The following is a 14651-nucleotide window of genomic DNA, read 5'->3' as shown; positions in this document are numbered from 1 at the left end:
GCCGGGTTTTGAACAAGACCATGGTATCCACAATCCTGGTTCTGGCACTGGTGGTGAAGTTCCAGACTTTACTAACCCTTCAGAAGGTAACCCATCAGAGGGTGAGGGCTCAGGCATCAACCCAGACGGCTCTGGTGAACTGGAGCCGGGTTTTGAACAAGACCATGGTATCCACAATCCTGGTTCTGGCACTGGTGGTGAAGTTCCAGACTTCATTAACCCGAGTGAAGGGTTTGATAATGATTTCGGCCAAGACCCTGCGCCAGACGAACTGCCTGAGTTTGGCAAAGATCCTGCTCCGGAAGAGTTGCCAGGTTTTACTAATCCAAATGAAGGCAATACAGTTGGAGAAGATATCCAAGACGTTAGTGATAAAGTTGACTAGGTTCAAGACAACGTAGATGGCTTGAACGACAAAGTGAATTCATCTTTGGGTAGTTTGAATGACAAGGTCGATGCTAACAAAGACCATCAGGACAAAGTTAACGCGGACTTGGGCGCAGGCATTGGCGCTGTAAATGACAAGGTAGATCAAGTCGCGACTGAGTCTGCCAATAATGACAAGCTGATTGGTGAGGCGGTACAGAATAACTCTGACGCCATCGAAAGTAACTCCGGCTTAATTGCTGAGAACACAACAGCTATTGAGAACAATGCTCAGGGAATGAAGGATTTCTATGAGTATCAGGTCAAGCGTGATGCCGCACAGGATGAGGCTATTTTCAATAACGCGATGGCTATTGATAGTTTGCAGCGTGAAATGGATGAGATGAATGATCGAGTAGACGGATTGGCTGCAGGTATGCACGCCGTTGCAAACGCTCGCCCGGCCCTGAGTCAGGTTGGTCAGACTGCAATTGGAGCTGGTGTTGGATTTGCAGGTGATTCTCAGGCGGTCGCAATTGGTGTTGCCCACAGTGTAAGCAAGAACTTCTCTGTATCTGCAACTTTCAATGTTACTACCGGTGGTACCAGTGATGTATCTGGTGGTGCAGGTATGCAGTACACCTTTTAAGTTAAGCTTTTTATAATAACAGGCTCTCTTCCGAGAGCCTGTTATTACTGAAGGGGCAAGGCCAAAAGATTTAATTGCACACAGTTTTAACGGATTGTCCTGATTTGATTCACAAGTGATGATTTATGATAAGGCTCTTCGTGTGAAAAAGAGAGAGCGGTTATCACTTTTTAAATACCCCCTTATCTTTTTTAGTAGGCTTTTTCTCTAACGTATTTAATTTTCGCTAAAAATGTGTTCACAAGACCTTTTGTTTCCTCCCTGCTAGATTTAAATGTTGGTCGCAGTTCTAACAAATTTATTTCTTTTGTAAATCCATAACTGCTAATTCTCCGTTGTATGGCGGGGTAGCAGTGAGTTCATAAAATAAACATTATTAACACGCGTGCTCCAAGTCTCAAATGTATGATAATTGTGTTTCATGTCGATATACATGGAATTAGACTTCGCGCCCTTTCGGCTGGAAACTATCAGGAAGGAGGAGTGATGCAAACTCACAAGCTGTATGTTCTCGGTAAGTTCTATTGGAACCTGAATAGCGGTGAGCTATTCACTGATTCTAAGGAAAATCCTTTTGGACGTAAGGATGGGATTAAACTGACCTGTAAACAGCAGAAACTATTGGAAGCTCTTTTTAACTCGTATCCTGAGGTGCTCTGTAAAGACGACTTAGTTGAAAAAATTTGGGGAGGCAGAATCATGTCACCCGAAAGCTTACCTCAACTTATAAATCGCACTCGTTCTGTATTACAGGATAGTGATAAGTCTATTATTTTTAACCAACCTGGAGAGGGGTATCTTTTAAGGTTTGAAGAAGTATCTTTAGAGCCAGTTAATACCAAAGAACAAAATGCTCATGTTTCATTTAGGCTACCAAAAACGAAACTAAAATGGGGGGCGGTTTGCTTCCTGCTAGCACTGACCATTGTCAATGCTAAAATGCTGGCGGCGGCACTCAATAATCGTGCTGATTTTGTGGGTGTAACAAATTCAATTCCATATCCTCATGTAGATAAGGACTCCGAAGGCCGTGTTAAATCAGTTGCAATAGGGGAGACGACTTGTGAATATGAAAAAGCACTGCGAAAGCTTAGATGTGGTGTTTAAGTGGGGGTGGGTGTATTAGTTGTTACCAATATCGTCATATTTCTTATTCACAGTAACATGAAAACTAAGTGGGTTGGTACTATTGAAACACCCAAATTCAGTTGGACAACATACGCGACCCAACGAGGAGATACCGTGTTGAGCGAGGCTGTTTATTCAATATTCGAGAATAATCATATTGATGAAAATAATATAACATTCAAATATATCTTTAAACGTGAGAATGATAATACCAACTATATCCACTCTCGGGGTGCAAGTAAGAAACTTTCTAAGAGAAGAATGCAATATTATTTCATAGATGAGCTCTGTGCCTTAGGGTTTAGAGGCTCAGAAAAGATGACTATGTCTAACGTTAACCTGTTGTGTAGGTTTAGTTAGCTTAGGAAATCACCTTAATGTACTTGATAGGCGAGTCTGGTTTATATCGACAGCTAAGAACCTGATTCTAGTAAATTACGATTGCATTTTGAAGTCGCTTGGTAGTTAGGTTTAGTAAAGTTTATGATAGTCTTAAGGACAATATTTTAGTCAAAGAGAGTTGTTCATTGGATACTTTGTTGGCGCCCGTTCGAGAGTTTTTAGGTTGCAGTACTCCCGAGCAGTGGACTGATTTCGCCAAACGTCCTGAAAATCTGGCATTAATTCTGATTGATCACTGCAACTGTGAGCTTAAGGCTGCGCAGACGGCTTTGTTTCTGGTCCGTAAATACGCAGTGGACAAAGCCAGTGCTGAGCAGGTGCTGGCCTGGGCTCGTCCTTATGAAGAGTTTGTCTACCACAACGACAGGGATATGGCGGCCTTTCTCAACCGGGATCTCGCCAAAGCTGATTTGAAACTCGATTTACAGCCCAAAGCTGGCGTTGTGTGGGGCGCAGAGTTGATTACTAAGATGGTGAGGCTGGTTAAAGAGGAGTTTCACCACTTTGAGCAGGTGCTGGAGATAATGCAGGAGCGTGGCATCGCCTATCAGAATATTCGGGCGGGACGCTACGCTAGAGGGTTGATGAAGCATGTTGTCACCCATGAACCTCAAACTCTGGTGGACCGACTCATCGTCGGAGCTTTTATTGAAGCCCGTTCCTGTGAACGTTTCGCCGCATTGGCGCCATACATGGATGCCGAGTTGGAGAAATTTTATGTTTCTTTGCTGCGTTCAGAGGCGAGACATTATCAGGATTATCTGAAGCTGGCCGAGATAGTGGCGGGCACTGATATTTCGTCCAGGGTTGCTTTTTGGCGTGAGAAAGAAGCTGAGTTGATCTGCGGCGATGACCCCGAGTTCCGGTTTCACAGCGGCGTGCCTTTGGTTGAAGAAAAGGTGGCTTGAGTTATCAAGCCACTGCGCTCAGCGGCTCTTTATCCTGAAGATAACCACCCATTACCTAAGACTTAAGGCGTTGAGTTCAGCTCCCTCAGGGGTCAGGGTCAATACGCTGCCTTGAGTGTACCAATCCCCGACAACCAAACGGCTTCTGTGATTTTCAAGAGAGTGCAGTTTTGGCCTGTGGGTGTGGCCATGGATCATCTGTACCGCTCCGGTGCTATCCAGCAACTCAACGACGGCGGAGGGTTCTACATCCATAATCTCATAGCTTTTGCTCTTATTATCCCGCTTACTCTTACCTCGCAGGTCGGCTGCAATTTGCAGGCGTTTGCTTTTGGGGAGTTTAGAGTAGATCCAGCGAAATAAAGGTACTGAGCGGAAGCGGCGGAATCTCTGATACGCCTTATCCAGTGTGCACAGGCTGTCACCATGCAGTATCACAGTTTGCTTGCCGTACAGTTCTGTCAGGAACACCTCCGGCAGCAGTTGCATACCGGCAAGCTTTGCAAATTGCTTACCCAACATAAAGTCACGGTTACCATGAATAAAGTAGACAGGCAGCTTTTCTGATACTGACTTGATATGCCTGGCTACATCCAGAGCGAAAGGTTCGGCAATATCGTCGCCAACCCAAACTTCGAACAGGTCACCAACAATATACAGCGACTCGGTATCTGCGGGCAGATGGTCGAGAAAGTTGATAAATGCCTGGGTGATATCAGGGCGATCTGCACTCAGGTGCAAATCGCCAATTATAAGGGTGCGCATCCGGGAAAATTATTCCTCGATGGTCACGCTTTGGATTACCACATTCTCTACCGGTACATCCTGATGCATGCCGTGGTTACGGGTATCGACACCTTTAATAGCATTAACCACATCCATACCTTCAACCACTTCTGCAAACACACAGTAGCCCCAGCCCTGCATGGTTTCATTGCGGAAATCCAGGAAGGTGTTGTCGTTAACGTTGATAAAGAACTGGCAGGTCGCTGAGTGAGGATCTGAGGTGCGGGCCATAGCCAGAGTTCCAATCTTGTTGGACAGACCGTTATTGGCTTCATTTTTGATGGCGCCACGGGTTGGCTTTTGTACCATCTTCTTAGTGAAACCGCCGCCCTGAATCATGAACCCGTCGATCACACGATGGAAAATGGTGCCATCAAAGAAGCCGTCTGCAGCATACTTAATGAAGTTTTCAACGGTTGCCGGTGCTTCTTCGGTAAACATCTTGATTTTGATATCACCGTGGTTGGTGTGCAAAGTAATCATATTTAAATACTCGGTTACTGCTGGTTATTGGTGGCGGATTCTATCTTATCGGGATTAAAGCGGAAAGAGCACATTGGACAGGGGCCGCAATTGTAAAGATATCAGATGCAAGCTCGCTTCGCCCCATGATAGACTGACCTCCTGTTTTACATCCATAAGAATGGTTAAAGAGATACTCCATGTTGAAGATTTACAACAGCATCAGTCGTCAGAAAGAGGAATTCAAACCGATACATCCAGGTAAAGTGGGGATGTATGTGTGTGGCGTGACGATTTACGATCTGTGTCATATTGGCCACGGCCGTACTTTTGTTTCCTTCGACATGATAGTGCGTTACCTCAGGTACCTGGGTTTTGACGTTAACTTTCTGCGTAACATCACAGATGTAGACGACAAGATTATTAAGCGTGCCAATGAAAATGGCGAGTCCTGTGATTCTCTGACAGAGCGTCTGATCGGGGAAATGCACAAGGACTTCGACGCCCTGAATATGCTGCGCCCGGACTTTGAACCGCGCGCCACTCTGCATATTGCTGAAATCATCGAAATCGTTGAGCAGTTGATTGCCAAAGAGCATGCCTATGTGGCCGGTAACGGTGATGTGCTGTTTAGCGTGCCATCTTTCCCTGAGTACGGTCGTTTGTCCGGTCAGGACCTGGAACAACTGCAGGCTGGCGCACGGGTTGAAGTGGATGAGCACAAGCGTAATCCGATGGATTTCGTACTGTGGAAAATGTCCAAACCAGGTGAGCCAACATGGGAATCTCCATGGGGACCGGGTCGTCCGGGCTGGCACATCGAGTGTAGTGCTATGAACAGCAAACACCTGGGTGTACATTTCGATATTCATGGCGGTGGCTCTGATTTGCAGTTCCCACACCATGAAAACGAGATTGCTCAGTCCTGCTGTGCTCACAATACGCCTTATGTGAACTACTGGATGCACACTGGCATGGTAATGGTAGACAAAGAGAAGATGTCCAAGTCCTTGGGTAACTTCTTCACCATCCGTGACGTGCTGGCACACTATGATGCCCAGACTGTGCGTTACTTCCTGCTGTCTGGCCATTACCGCAGCCAACTGAACTACTCAGAAGATAACCTGAAGCAGGCTCGCGCATCGCTTGAGCGTATGTATACTGCGCTGAAAGGTCTGGATCTGACTGTAGAAGCCGCCGGTGCTGAGCAGTACATTGCCCGTTTCAAAGAGGCGATGAACGATGACTTCAACACTCCGGAAGCATACTCAGTACTGTTCGACATGGTGCGTGAGATTAACCGCCTGAAAGGTGAAGACCTGGCTGCAGCCTCTGCGCTGGGTGTTGCCATGAAGCAACTGGCAGATGTACTGGGGATTCTGAGTCAGGACGTGGACGCCTTCTTCAAGGGGGATGGCAATGATGATGAAGTGGCTGAGATTGAAGCCCTGATCGTTGAGCGTAACCGTGCCCGGGCAGAGAAAGACTGGCCTGCCGCAGATGCTGCACGTGATCGTCTGAACGCGCTCAATGTTGTGCTTGAAGACGGTGCCAACGGTACTACCTGGCGCAAGAAGTAATTCAGCACGCTTCAGGTATCCCTTAAATAGAAACGCCGCTCACCTACCAAAGTGAGCGGCATTTTTTTGTCTGTAGAGCGAAACTAATAAAAAGCCGGCGAATGCCGGCTTTCATTGGTTTTATAGAAGGTTATCTGTGATCGTGGAAACGCTCAGCGGCATACAGAGTGTTTTCCAGTAAGCTGGCAATGGTCATAGGACCTACACCGCCAGGCACAGGGGTAATAAATGAAGCTCTTTCCGCCGCCTCTTCAAATTGCACATCCCCAACCAGCTTTCCGCTGTCCAAACGGTTAATACCCACATCAATGACCACAGCACCAGGCTTAATCCACTCGCCGGGAATGAAGCCGGGCTTGCCCACCGCTACAACCAGCAGGTCTGCACTGCGAACCTTGGCTTCCAGATCTTTGGTAAAGCGGTGGCATACTGTGGTGGTACATCCGGCGAGCAGCAGTTCCAGTGACATGGGGCGGCCCACTATGTTTGAGGCGCCAACGATGACAGCATCCATACCATAAGTGTTAACGCCAGTGGACTTAATCAGAGTCATAATTCCCATGGGAGTGCAGGGGCGCAGCACGGGAATACGCTGGCACAGGCGACCCACATTGTATGGATGGAAGCCATCAACATCCTTTTCCGGGTGAATGCGCTCCAGCACCTTGGCGGCATCAATGTGAGCGGGAAGGGGGAGCTGAACCAGAATGCCATTGATGGTGTCATCCTCGTTACATTGGTCAATCAGCGCCAGCAGGTCTTTTTCGCTGGTCTCGGCATCCAGATCAAAGGACTTGGAGACAAAGCCCACTTCTTCGCAGGCTTTGCGCTTGCTGCCCACATAGACCTGCGACGCAGGATCTGTGCCGACCAGGATGACGGCCAGGCCCGGAGCTCGCTTACCTGCGGCTTTGCGGTCAGACACCTTGGTTGCAACCTGTTGGCGAATATTTTGAGCAATGGCTTTGCCGTCGATGAGTTTGGCTGTCATGATTAATGCGTATCCTTAAACTGCTGGGCCCTGGAATTTGCGCGCTATTCTATCAGTGGTGCATTTGCCTGTCATGGCAATGACTTGGGTCCAGATAGAAAGCTGTGTTTGTGTCAGCGGCAAATTGGCCGTATTTTGTGCTTTACGGCCTTAAAGTCAGCAGGTTGCTTTAATATTCGCCATGTGGTGGAGGGTGGCAAAAAAAACGTTGACGACCATAGGGGTAGCAGATACTATGCGCTCCGTTCTCGGGAAGACAACTGCACTGCAGTGGTCGGTGAGAACAAGCAATTTCTCGGTGATTAGCGCAGCCCGGTAGCGCATCTGCTTTGGGAGCAGAGGGTCAGAGGTTCGAATCCTCTATCACCGACCAGTTTCAAAAAAAGCAATGCTGTTAGCGTTGTTTGTCGGACAGGATACAGAAGCAATTCTGTCGGTCATGCGCCCGTAGCTCAGTTGGATAGAGCATCCGCCTTCTAAGCGGATGGTCGCAGGTTCGAATCCTGCCGGGCGTACCATATTATGTGGTGGCTATAGCTCAGTTGGTAGAGCCCTGGATTGTGATTCCAGTTGTCGTGGGTTCGAGTCCCATTAGCCACCCCACTTCTTAAAAAAAGAAATAAAAAAAGCGACCTTATGTCGCTTTTTTTATGCCTTGTAAACGCCGATTGCCCCTCGACTCTGAAAAAATCGCTGGCTATAATGTCGCGTCTTGATAATTAATCAGTATGAGCGACAGGTGCCGGAACTCAGTTCCGAAGGGCATTAGAGCGATAAATTTAGATCAAGAAACGAATACCTGAATAGTTGAAGCTCTCGACTATTACAAAGGACGTTAGACATATTTCGAGGTAAAACAATGCAAGTTTCTGTTGAAACAACTCAAGGTCTGGAGCGTCGCCTGACTATCTCCGTACCAGCCGAGCAAATCGAAAAGCTGGTTCAGGAAAACCTGAAGCAAGAAGCCAAGCGTGCTCGTCTGCCAGGTTTCCGTCCAGGTAAAGTACCTGCCAGCGTAATCGAAAAGCGTTACGGCGCAGCGATCCGTCAGGACGTAACCGGTCAGGTTATGCAGCGCAACTTCATCGAAGCTATCATCGCTGAAAAACTGAACCCAGCTGGCGCACCTACCTTTATCCCTGGTGAGACCAAAGACAACGCATTTGAGTTCGTGGCAACTTTCGAAGTTTACCCAGAAGTTGAACTGAAAGGCCTGGACGCAATCGAAGTTGAGCAGCCAGTTGCAACTGTAACTGATGCTGACGTTGACAGCATGATCGAAACTCTGCGTAAGCAACACGCACAGTACGATGCTGTAGAGCGTGAAGCTGCTGAAGGCGACAAGGTTAAAATCAACTTTGTTGGCTCTGTAGACGGCGAAGAGTTCGAAGGTGGCAAAGCTGAAGGCTTTGAACTGCAACTGGGCAGCGGCCGCATGATCCCTGGCTTCGAAGAAGGCATCAAGGGTCACAAAGCCGGTGACGAGTTTGAAATCGACGTAACCTTCCCAGAAGAGTACCACGCAGAAAACCTGAAAGGTAAAGCGGCCAAGTTCGCTATCACCCTGACAGAGGTTCTGGGTGCTAACCTGCCAGAAGTAAACGATGAGTTTGCCAAGCAGTTCGGTATCGCTGAAGAAGGCGTTGAAGGCCTGAAAGCTGAAATCCGTAAGAACATGGAGCGTGAACTGGCTCAGGCTCTGAAAGCCAACGTTAAAGAGCAGGTTATCGAAGGTCTGCTGAGCAACAACGAAATCGATCTGCCTAAAGCGCTGATTGACGGCGAAGTAAACGTTCTGCGTCAGCAAGCTATGCAGCGTTTTGGTGGTCAGGGTTCCAACATGCCAGAACTGCCAGCTGAGCTGTTCACTGAACAAGCTGAGCGTCGTGTTAAAGTAGGTCTGCTGCTGGGTGAAGTGATCAAAGCAAACGAGCTGAAGGCTGATGAAGAGCGTGTAAACGCTCTGATCGAGTCAATGGCTTCTGCTTATGAAGATCCATCCGAAGTAGTTGCATACTACAACGGTAACGAAGAGCTGATGCAGAACATGCGTAACGTAGCTCTGGAAGAGCAGGCTGTTGAAGCTCTGCTGAACTCTGCAAAAGTAACTGATAAAGAAGTCGCTTTTGAAGAATTTATGAACAAGGCTACCGGTCGCGCATAAGCGAAACTTGACTTGTTCGGCCTCAGGCCATTTATAATGGTTCGTATGGGTTTTTCTCATGCGAACCATTTTCGTTTTTAGGGAAGGAAGAATGCAAAAAGCGCCAGAATCAGTACTTAACGCACTTGTACCTATGGTTGTCGAACAAACTGCCAAGGGCGAGCGCTCTTATGATATCTACTCCCGTCTGCTTAAAGAGCGGGTGATATTTCTGGTTGGCCAGGTGGAAGAGCACATGGCCAATCTTATTGTGGCGCAGTTGCTGTTTTTGGAATCAGAAAGTCCAGACAAGGATATCTATCTGTACATCAACTCGCCGGGTGGCAGCGTAACTGCTGGTATGGCGATCTATGACACTATGCAGTTTATTAAACCGCACGTCAGTACAGTGTGCATTGGTCAGGCCGCCAGCATGGGAGCATTTTTGCTCGCTGGTGGGGAAAAGGGCAAACGTCACTGTTTGCCGAACTCGCGTGTGATGATCCATCAACCGTTGGGTGGATTCCAGGGGCAGGCATCCGATATTGCCATTCACGCTCAGGAAATCCTTGGCATTAAACAGAAACTCAACCAGATGTTGGCAGACCACACAGGTCAGCCACTGGAAGTGGTCGAACGCGACACTGACCGTGACAATTTCATGAGTGCCGAACAGGCAGTGGAATACGGTTTGGTTGATTCTGTTCTCACCAAACGCAGCTGAATTTTGTTGTCGGCTGAGCTATGCTCAGATCATAGGTAAGACCGATAAACACTGGCAGTAAAGCAGGCTGCATAAGAGGTAGTAGAATGGGTGACAACAAAAGTAACGGTGATGGCGGAAAACTGCTGTACTGCTCGTTTTGCGGCAAAAGCCAGCATGAAGTGCGTAAGCTAATCGCCGGGCCTTCTGTGTACGTTTGTGACGAGTGTGTCGAGCTGTGTAATGACATAATTCGTGAAGAAATCAAAGAGATCTCGCCAAAGCGTGATCAAGACAAACTGCCAACACCGCATGAATTGCGTCAGCAACTGGACGATTATGTTATCGGTCAGGAGCAGGCGAAAAAAGTATTGTCTGTAGCGGTTTACAACCACTACAAACGCCTGAAAAACGCGTCCCCCAAAGATGGTGTGGAGCTGGGCAAGAGTAACATCCTGCTGATTGGCCCAACCGGTAGTGGTAAGACTCTGCTGGCCGAAACATTGGCCCGCAGTCTGAATGTACCTTTCACTATGGCAGACGCCACCACATTGACCGAAGCCGGTTATGTGGGTGAAGACGTAGAAAACATCATTCAGAAGTTGCTGCAGAAATGCGATTACGACGTTGAGAAAGCTCAGCGTGGTATCGTTTATATCGATGAGATTGACAAAATCAGTCGTAAGTCTGACAACCCTTCCATCACACGTGACGTGTCGGGTGAAGGTGTTCAGCAGGCACTGCTTAAGTTGATTGAAGGCACTATCGCTGCAGTACCTCCTCAGGGGGGCCGTAAGCATCCACAGCAAGAGTTTTTGCAGGTTGATACCTCCAAGATTCTGTTTATCTGTGGTGGTGCGTTTGCCGGCCTGGAAAAGGTGATTGAGCAACGCAGTGAAAAAAGTTCAGGTATTGGATTCGGCGCTCAGGTTAAAGGCGAAAGCGATAAGAAGTCTGTCTCTGAGACTCTGATCGGCGTGGAACCTGAAGATCTGGTGAAGTATGGCCTGATCCCTGAATTCATCGGCCGACTGCCTGTCGTTGCAACACTGCAAGAGCTGGATGAAGATGCGCTGGTACAGATTCTGTCTGAGCCAAAGAATGCGTTGACCAAGCAGTATGCAGCTTTGCTGGATATGGAAGGCGTTGAACTTGAGTTTCGCGAAGATGCCCTCAAAGCAATCGCCCAAAAGGCGATGTCCCGCAAGACTGGTGCCCGTGGTTTGCGCTCAATTGTAGAGAGCATTCTGCTGGATACCATGTATGACCTGCCTTCCAGCGAAGGTGTATCCAAGGTTGTGGTTGATGAGTCTGTGGTTAAAGGTGAGTCCAGCCCGCTGCTGATGTATGAAAGCAGTGAGCCTCAGGCGGCTGGTGAGCAATAATTAGTCGTTTGTAATCATCATTTTAAAAAAGGAGCTCAATGAGCTCCTTTTTTTCGTATTAGCATTGAAACTGCGGGAATCGTCCCAATATACTCGTTATAACTTACCAAGTTGAGACGGAATCATACTATGACCTCAGAGCGTGATACGCATATAGAACTCCCCGTCCTGCCACTGCGGGATGTAGTGGTTTATCCACATATGGTTATTCCGTTATTTGTCGGAAGGGAAAAGTCTATCCGCTGTCTTGAAACTGCCATGGCTCAGGACAAGCAGATCATTCTGGTGGCTCAGCGCGATGCTGACCTTGATGAACCCACCAGTGACGACATTTTTGAAGTGGGTACAGTAGCTTCCATATTGCAGTTACTTAAGTTGCCGGATGGCACTGTGAAAGTACTGGTGGAAGGGGGACGTCGTGCCCGTATCAACCGCTACGTCAAAGAAGATGAGTTCTTTGTTGCTCAGGCTGAACTGCTCAGCAGTGAAGATATGGATGACAAAGAAGAAGAGGTGCTGGTGCGCAGCGCCATTGGTCAGTTTGAAGGCTATATCAAGCTGAACAAGAAGATTCCGCCTGAAGTACTGACCTCTCTGACAGGTATTGATGAAGCCGCACGGCTGGCAGATACCATGGCTGCCCATATGCCATTGAAGCTCGCTGACAAGCAGTCGGTGCTGGAGATGGTGAATGTTGCCGAACGTCTCGAGTACCTGATGGCCATGATGGAAGCAGAAGTCGACCTGTTACAGGTTGAAAAACGCATCCGTACCCGGGTCAAGAAGCAGATGGAAAAGAGCCAGCGCGAGTACTATCTGAATGAGCAAATGAAAGCCATTCAGAAAGAGCTAGGCGATCTGGATGAAGGCCATGATGAATTTGAAGGCCTGGGCAAGAAGATTGAAGAAGCTGAAATGCCCGTCGAAGCCAAAGAGAAGGCACAGGCCGAGCTGAACAAGCTGAAAATGATGTCTCCTATGTCTGCAGAAGCCACTGTAGTGCGCAGCTATGTAGATTGGATGACGTCCGTGCCATGGAAGAAGCGTTCCAAAATCAAGCGTGATCTGGCCAAGGCGCAGGACACACTGGATATGGACCACTATGGTCTGGAAAAAGTTAAAGAGCGTATTCTGGAATACCTGGCGGTACAGACCCGGGTTAAGCAACTGAAAGGCCCAATTCTGTGTTTGGTAGGCCCACCGGGTGTAGGTAAAACCTCTCTGGGGCAGTCTATCGCCAAGGCGACCGGTCGCAAGTATGTACGTGTTGCTCTGGGTGGCGTACGTGATGAAGCGGAAATCCGCGGTCACCGTCGCACCTATATCGGTTCAATGCCAGGCAAGATTATCCAGAAGATGGCAAAAGTGGGAGTCAAGAACCCGCTGTTCCTGCTGGACGAAATCGACAAGATGAGCAGTGACATGCGGGGTGACCCTGCGTCAGCTCTGCTGGAAGTGCTGGATCCTGAGCAGAACTCCACCTTTAACGACCATTATCTGGAAGTGGACTACGACCTGTCCGACGTAATGTTCGTGGCAACCTCTAACTCTATGGATATCCCTGGCCCACTGCTGGACCGTATGGAAGTGATCCGTCTGTCTGGTTATACCGAAGATGAGAAGCTGAACATTGCCAAGCAGCACCTGTTGCCAAAGCAGATTGAGCGCAACGGATTGAAAGCCAGTGAGCTGGCGATGGATGACGGCTCAATCCTGGGAATCATTCGTTACTACACCCGCGAAGCTGGTGTTCGTGCGTTGGAACGCGAGCTGTCCAAGGTATGTCGCAAAGTGGTCAAACAGATCCTGCTGGACAAATCTATCAAGCAGGTCAGTGTGAACGAAGAGAACCTGAAGTCTTTCCTGGGCGTTCAGCGTTTTGACTTTGGTAAAGCCGAAAGTAAGAACCAGATTGGTCAGGTTACCGGCCTTGCCTGGACACAGGTTGGCGGTGATTTGCTGACAATTGAGGCGACATCTGTTGCCGGTAAGGGTAAGCTGGCCTACACGGGTTCATTGGGTGATGTAATGCAGGAGTCCATTCAGGCGGCGATGACAGTTGTTCGTGCCCGCGCTGAACAGCTGGGTATTAACCCGGACTTCTACGAAAAACGCGACATCCATGTTCACGTACCTGAAGGTGCTACTCCAAAAGATGGCCCATCTGCCGGTTGTGCAATGTGTACTGCTCTGGTGTCTACTTTGACCGGTAATCCGGTTAAAGCCGACGTTGCCATGACAGGTGAAATCACCCTGCGTGGTGAAGTTTTGCCCATCGGTGGACTGAAAGAAAAGTTGCTGGCTGCTCATCGAGGTGGTATCAAGCATGTGTTGATACCGAAAGAGAACGAGCGTGACCTGGAAGAAATTCCGGAAAATGTCATTACAGATCTTAAAATTCACCCGGTTAAGTGGGTGGATGAAGTCCTGAAATTGGCGCTTGAGCGTCCAGTTGAAGGCTTCGAAGTGGTCAAAAACTTGGGATAACGCAAAAAAATGCCTTATCTCACTAAAAAAGTTAAAAAAAGGGCTTAACAAAGGCAAAAGCTGTGGTAGCCTAGATTCGTAGCGGGCCAGACCTCTCAAACCCTTGGGGGGACTGGCTTTGAGCGAATTAAAAATTAATTCTTTTGGTTTTGGTACAGGGCTTGAACTTTATTTTCAAGCTTGTTATAAAAGCCTCCGCAGACCGCTCTAGAGAAGGATTTGGTAGCGGCGCGAAATTACATTCAAGGGGATGACATGAACAAATCTGAACTAATCGAGAAAATCGCTACCGGTGCTGACATTTCCAAAGCTGCTGCTGGTCGTGCACTGGACTCTTTCATCGCTGCCGTGACCGAAGGTCTGAAGGATGGCGAGAAGATTTCTCTTGTTGGTTTTGGTACTTTCGAAGTTCGTCAGCGTGCAGAGCGCACTGGTCGCAATCCACAAACTGGTAAAGAAATCAAGATTGCAGCTGCTAACATTCCAGCATTCAAAGCTGGTAAAGCGCTGAAAGACGCCGTTAACTAATAACGGTTCAGCCCCAGAGGCTGTCGTATGATGAAGCACTGCCTGGCAGTGCTTTTTACGAATTGAAGGATGGTGATTTTATTGATTGGATGACCATCCGGTATGCGTGCTTTAAATGAGTTTCACATACCAG

At 48.2% G+C, this 14651-nt stretch carries 13 protein-coding genes and 3 tRNA genes; 13 read left to right on the top strand and 3 right to left on the bottom strand.

Annotated elements, in window-relative coordinates; genetic code table 11:
• The 4 genes from L2725_RS18950 to miaE form a co-directional block, all read left to right on the top strand.
• On the top strand, positions 1–385 hold a 385-nt coding region (locus L2725_RS18950), incomplete at its 5' end, for a hypothetical protein (protein ID WP_249250382.1).
• Between the two features lie 33 nt (positions 386–418).
• Positions 419–1015, top strand: coding sequence for a YadA-like family protein (locus tag L2725_RS23340; RefSeq protein ID WP_249250380.1), 597 nt, complete (start codon positions 419–421; stop codon positions 1013–1015).
• A 486-nt stretch (positions 1016–1501) separates the two neighbouring features.
• Entirely contained in the window at positions 1502–2122 is a 621-nt protein-coding gene (locus tag L2725_RS18940; RefSeq protein ID WP_249250378.1) for a winged helix-turn-helix domain-containing protein, read from the top strand.
• 548 nt (positions 2123–2670) lie between these two features.
• On the top strand, positions 2671–3453 hold the full coding sequence (gene miaE, locus L2725_RS18935; protein ID WP_249250377.1) for a tRNA isopentenyl-2-thiomethyl-A-37 hydroxylase MiaE: 783 nt from the start codon (positions 2671–2673) through the stop codon (positions 3451–3453).
• 51 nt (positions 3454–3504) lie between these two features.
• Here the strand turns inward: miaE and L2725_RS18930 are convergent, their stop codons facing one another.
• A complete protein-coding gene (locus tag L2725_RS18930; protein WP_249250376.1) occupies positions 3505–4218 on the bottom strand; it encodes a UDP-2,3-diacylglucosamine diphosphatase in 714 nt (237 codons plus the stop codon).
• Positions 4219–4227: 9 nt separating this feature from the next.
• On the bottom strand, positions 4228–4722 hold the full coding sequence (locus L2725_RS18925) for a peptidylprolyl isomerase (protein ID WP_249250375.1): 495 nt from the start codon (positions 4720–4722) through the stop codon (positions 4228–4230).
• 179 nt (positions 4723–4901) lie between these two features.
• On the opposite strand from L2725_RS18925, the gene cysS reads away from it, so the two are divergent.
• Entirely contained in the window at positions 4902–6281 is a 1380-nt protein-coding gene (gene cysS, locus L2725_RS18920; RefSeq protein ID WP_248934888.1) for a cysteine--tRNA ligase, read from the top strand.
• A 130-nt stretch (positions 6282–6411) separates the two neighbouring features.
• On the opposite strand, the gene folD is transcribed toward cysS, so the two are convergent.
• On the bottom strand, positions 6412–7272 hold the full coding sequence (gene folD / locus L2725_RS18915; protein WP_248934887.1) for a bifunctional methylenetetrahydrofolate dehydrogenase/methenyltetrahydrofolate cyclohydrolase FolD: 861 nt from the start codon (positions 7270–7272) through the stop codon (positions 6412–6414).
• 296 nt (positions 7273–7568) lie between these two features.
• Here folD and L2725_RS18910 point away from each other — a divergent pair.
• From L2725_RS18910 to L2725_RS18875, 8 genes are all read left to right on the top strand, one after another.
• Positions 7569–7645, top strand: a tRNA-Pro gene (locus L2725_RS18910).
• Between the two features lie 68 nt (positions 7646–7713).
• Positions 7714–7790: transfer RNA gene (locus L2725_RS18905), tRNA-Arg, on the top strand.
• A gap of 9 nt (positions 7791–7799) precedes the next feature.
• A tRNA-His gene (locus L2725_RS18900) sits at positions 7800–7875 on the top strand.
• A 256-nt stretch (positions 7876–8131) separates the two neighbouring features.
• Complete coding sequence (gene tig, locus L2725_RS18895; protein WP_249250374.1) at positions 8132–9436, top strand: trigger factor; 1305 nt, start codon at positions 8132–8134, stop codon at positions 9434–9436.
• Between the two features lie 91 nt (positions 9437–9527).
• A complete protein-coding gene (gene clpP, locus L2725_RS18890) occupies positions 9528–10139 on the top strand; it encodes an ATP-dependent Clp endopeptidase proteolytic subunit ClpP (protein ID WP_115135609.1) in 612 nt (203 codons plus the stop codon).
• Positions 10140–10225: 86 nt separating this feature from the next.
• Entirely contained in the window at positions 10226–11503 is a 1278-nt protein-coding gene (gene clpX, locus L2725_RS18885; protein ID WP_249250373.1) for an ATP-dependent protease ATP-binding subunit ClpX, read from the top strand.
• 129 nt (positions 11504–11632) lie between these two features.
• On the top strand, positions 11633–13990 hold the full coding sequence (gene lon, locus L2725_RS18880) for an endopeptidase La (protein WP_249250372.1): 2358 nt from the start codon (positions 11633–11635) through the stop codon (positions 13988–13990).
• A 240-nt stretch (positions 13991–14230) separates the two neighbouring features.
• Positions 14231–14518: an HU family DNA-binding protein gene (locus tag L2725_RS18875; protein WP_346347855.1), complete on the top strand. Its 288-nt coding sequence runs from the start codon at positions 14231–14233 to the stop codon at positions 14516–14518.
• The last annotated feature ends 133 nt before the right edge of the window (positions 14519–14651 follow it).

Source organism: Shewanella corallii (assembly GCF_023349125.1).
GTDB lineage: Bacteria > Pseudomonadota > Gammaproteobacteria > Enterobacterales > Shewanellaceae > Shewanella > Shewanella corallii.
Note: the sequence above shows the minus strand (reverse complement) of the source record. Positions and strands in the feature narration are given on the sequence as shown.

Coding starts and splice junctions, on each gene's coding strand:
- L2725_RS18940 (WP_249250378.1), top strand. CDS start 1,502: ATGCAAACTCACAAGCTGTATGTTCTCGGTAAGTTCTATTGGAACCTG.
- L2725_RS18930 (WP_249250376.1), bottom strand. CDS start 4,218: ATGCGCACCCTTATAATTGGCGATTTGCACCTGAGTGCAGATCGCCCT.
- L2725_RS18925 (WP_249250375.1), bottom strand. CDS start 4,722: ATGATTACTTTGCACACCAACCACGGTGATATCAAAATCAAGATGTTT.
- cysS (WP_248934888.1), top strand. CDS start 4,902: ATGTTGAAGATTTACAACAGCATCAGTCGTCAGAAAGAGGAATTCAAA.
- folD (WP_248934887.1), bottom strand. CDS start 7,272: ATGACAGCCAAACTCATCGACGGCAAAGCCATTGCTCAAAATATTCGC.
- tig (WP_249250374.1), top strand. CDS start 8,132: ATGCAAGTTTCTGTTGAAACAACTCAAGGTCTGGAGCGTCGCCTGACT.
- clpP (WP_115135609.1), top strand. CDS start 9,528: ATGCAAAAAGCGCCAGAATCAGTACTTAACGCACTTGTACCTATGGTT.
- clpX (WP_249250373.1), top strand. CDS start 10,226: ATGGGTGACAACAAAAGTAACGGTGATGGCGGAAAACTGCTGTACTGC.
- lon (WP_249250372.1), top strand. CDS start 11,633: ATGACCTCAGAGCGTGATACGCATATAGAACTCCCCGTCCTGCCACTG.